This is a genomic window from Burkholderia sp. E168m23, from assembly GCF_016586125.1.
Lineage (GTDB): Bacteria > Pseudomonadota > Gammaproteobacteria > Burkholderiales > Burkholderiaceae > Burkholderia > Burkholderia orbicola.
Genome location: NZ_BCPP01000838.1, coordinates 1 through 3,229, shown reverse-complemented (window position 1 = coordinate 3,229; position 3,229 = coordinate 1). Strand labels below are relative to the sequence as shown.

General features: G+C 66.9%; 3 protein-coding genes. All 3 read left to right on the top strand.

The window, feature by feature from the left end:
- A partial coding sequence (locus JMF90_RS30540) for an Hsp70 family protein (protein WP_201325841.1) occupies positions 1-824 on the top strand: 824 nt, incomplete at its 5' end.
- A 256-nt stretch (positions 825-1,080) separates the two neighbouring features.
- Positions 1,081-2,217, top strand: coding sequence for a molecular chaperone DnaJ (gene dnaJ, locus JMF90_RS30535; protein ID WP_053524347.1), 1,137 nt, complete (start codon positions 1,081-1,083; stop codon positions 2,215-2,217).
- A 4-nt stretch (positions 2,218-2,221) separates the two neighbouring features.
- The coding region (locus tag JMF90_RS30530) for an anthranilate synthase component I family protein (protein ID WP_201325840.1) at positions 2,222-3,229 on the top strand (1,008 nt) is incomplete at its 3' end.

Genomic DNA, 3,229 nt, shown 5'->3' with positions numbered 1-3,229 from the left:
CGATCCAGGGCCAGGTGCTGTCGGGCGACCGCAAGGACGTGCTGCTGCTCGACGTGACCCCGCTGTCGCTCGGTATCGAGACGCTCGGCGGCGTGATGACGAAGATGATCAACAAGAACACGACGATCCCGACGAAGCACGCCCAGGTGTACTCGACGGCGGACGACAACCAGGGCGCCGTGACGATCAAGGTGTTCCAGGGCGAACGCGAAATGGCAGCGGGCAACAAGCTGCTCGGCGAGTTCAACCTCGAAGGCATCCCGCCGGCACCGCGCGGCGTGCCGCAGATCGAAGTGACCTTCGACATCGACGCGAACGGCATCCTGCACGTCGGCGCGAAGGACAAGGCGACCGGCAAGGAAAACAAGATCACGATCAAGGCGAACTCGGGCCTGTCCGAGGCTGAAATCGACCAGATGATCAAGGACGCGGAAGCGAACGCAGCGGAAGACCACAAGCTGCGCGAGCTGGCCGATTCGCGCAACCAGGGCGACGCGCTGGTGCACAGCACGAAGAAGGCGCTGACCGAGTACGGCGACAAGCTGGACGCGGGCGAGAAGGAAGCCATCGAAGCGTCGCTGAAGTCGCTTGAAGAAGTGCTGAAGGACACGTCGGCCGACAAGGCGGCGATCGACGCGAAGGTCGAGGAACTCGGCAAGGTTTCGCAGAAGCTCGGCGAGAAGATGTACGCCGACATGCAGGCCCAGCAGGCGGGTGCGGCCGGCGCGGCCGGTGCGGCGGAAGGCGCGGCCCACGCGGGCGGTGCGCAACAGGCTGCCGACGACGTCGTCGACGCCGAGTTCAAGGAAGTGAAGAAGGACTAAGCCGGGTTGCAACGACACCGTACGCCGCGCGCGCGAAAACGCGCGCGGCGCGGCTGACAAGCGGTCTGTCTTTCCTTCCGGATGGCCGGATCGACTCCACGCCTGGCGGGCCTTGCGGCCCTCCGGGCACATTTGTTTTTTGGCGGGTGCTGCGCGAGCCGTCCGCGGACGGTGCAGCGCCAGACGAGTCGAGAGACTTTACTGCGGGCGAAAGGAGCCGCCGCGTGCGCGATGCGTGGCGGCACAGTGAATCGATATGGCGAAACGGGATTACTACGAGGTTCTGGGCGTCGCGAAGAATGCGAGCGACGACGAAATCAAGAAGGCATATCGCAAGCTTGCGATGAAGTATCACCCTGACCGCAATCCGGACAGCAAGGATGCGGAAGAGCATTTCAAGGAGGTGAAGGAAGCCTATGAAATGCTCTCGGATGGTCAGAAGCGGGCCGCGTACGACCAGTACGGCCACGCGGGCGTCGATCCGAACATGGGTGGTGCGGGCGCACAGGGTTTCGGCGGCTTCGCGGATGCATTCGGCGACATCTTCGGCGACATCTTCGGCCAGGCCGCGGGCGGTGCCGCGCGCGGCGGCCGCGGCGGCCCGCAGGTGTACCGCGGCGCCGACCTGCGCTACAGCATGGAAATCACGCTCGAGCAGGCCGCGCACGGCTACGACACGCAGATCCGCGTGCCGAGCTGGGTGTCGTGCGAAGTCTGCCACGGGTCGGGCGCGAAGCCCGGCACGAAGCCGGAAACCTGCCCGACCTGTCATGGCCAGGGCACGGTGCGCATGTCGCAGGGCTTCTTCAGCATCCAGCAGACCTGCCCGAAGTGTCACGGCACGGGCACCTATATCCCCGAGCCGTGCGCGCATTGCCACGGGTCGGGCAAGGTGAAGGAAACCAAGACGCTCGAAGTGAAGATCCCGGCCGGGATCGACGACGGGATGCGCATTCGCTCGGCCGGCAACGGCGAGCCGGGCATCAACGGCGGGCCGCCGGGCGACCTGTACGTCGAGATCCACATCAAGCCGCACTCGGTGTTCGAGCGCGACGGCGACGATCTCCACTGCCAGATGCCGATCCCGTTCACGACCGCCGCACTCGGCGGCGAGATCGAGGTGCCGACGCTGGCCGGCCGTGCGTCGTTCCCGGTGCCGGAAGGCACGCAGTCGGGCAAGACGTTCCGCCTGCGCGGCAAGGGCATCAAGGGGCTGCGCTCGAGCATCGCGGGCGATCTGTACGTGCACGTGCAGGTCGAGACGCCCGTGAAGCTGACCGACCAGCAGCGCGACCTGCTCAAGCAGTTCGAGAAGTCGCTGGCCGAAGGCGGTGCGCGGCACAGCCCGCAGAGCAAAAGCTGGTTCGACCGTGTGAAGAGCTTCTTCGAGTAACGGCATGACTGAAGGCAACGAGAGCGCGTCGTTCGCGCTCTTGGACGATTGCGACTCGACCGCGTCCGCGCGGTCGAGTCGTTTGTATTCGGGCTTCGTGCGCGAACGCGTGTGCACGGACCCGGCGCAGCTCGACGCCATCGATGCGGCGCTCGCGCAGGATCTGCGCGACGGGCTGCATGCGGTCGTCGTCGGCGATTACGCATTCGGACGCAACCTGCAACGGGCGCAGCCGGGCCATGCCCCGCTGCGCTTTTTGCTGTATGCGCGCTGCGAGCGGCTGTCGCGCGACGAAGTCGACGCGTGGCTCGCGCAGCAGGACGGGGGCGGAACGCCGTCGATCGCGGGTGTCGCGCATGTCGCGAAGAGCGTGTCGCGCGATGCGTTCGACGCGGCGATCGGCGCGGTGCACGACGCGCTGCGCGCGGGCGATTCGTATCAGGTCAACTACACGTACCGGCTGAATTTCGACGTGTTCGGCACGCCGCTCGCGCTGTACCGGCGGCTGCGCGCGCGCCAGCCCGTGCGGTACGGCGCGCTGATCGCGCTGCCCGGCGGCGCGTGGGTCGTATCGTGCTCGCCCGAGCTGTTCGTCGAGAAGCAGGGCGACGTGCTGCGCGCGCGGCCGATGAAGGGCACCGCGCCGCGTTCGGCCGACCCGGGTGAAGACGCGGCGGCCGCCGCGTTCCTCGCGAGCGATCCGAAGAATCGCGCAGAGAACGTGATGATCGTCGACCTGCTGCGCAACGACGTGTCGCGGATCGCGCGCACGGGCACCGTCAAGGTGCCGGCGCTGTTCTCCGTCGAGCCGTATGCGTCGGTGTGGCAGATGACGTCGACGGTCGAAGCCGGCTGGCGCGACGGCACGACGTTCGCGCAGATGCTGCGCGCGCTGTTTCCGTGCGGATCGATCACCGGTGCGCCGAAGTACAAGACGATGGAATTGATCGACGCGATCGAGTCGACGCCGCGCGGGCTCTATACGGGTGCGATCGGCTGGCTCGATGCGCCG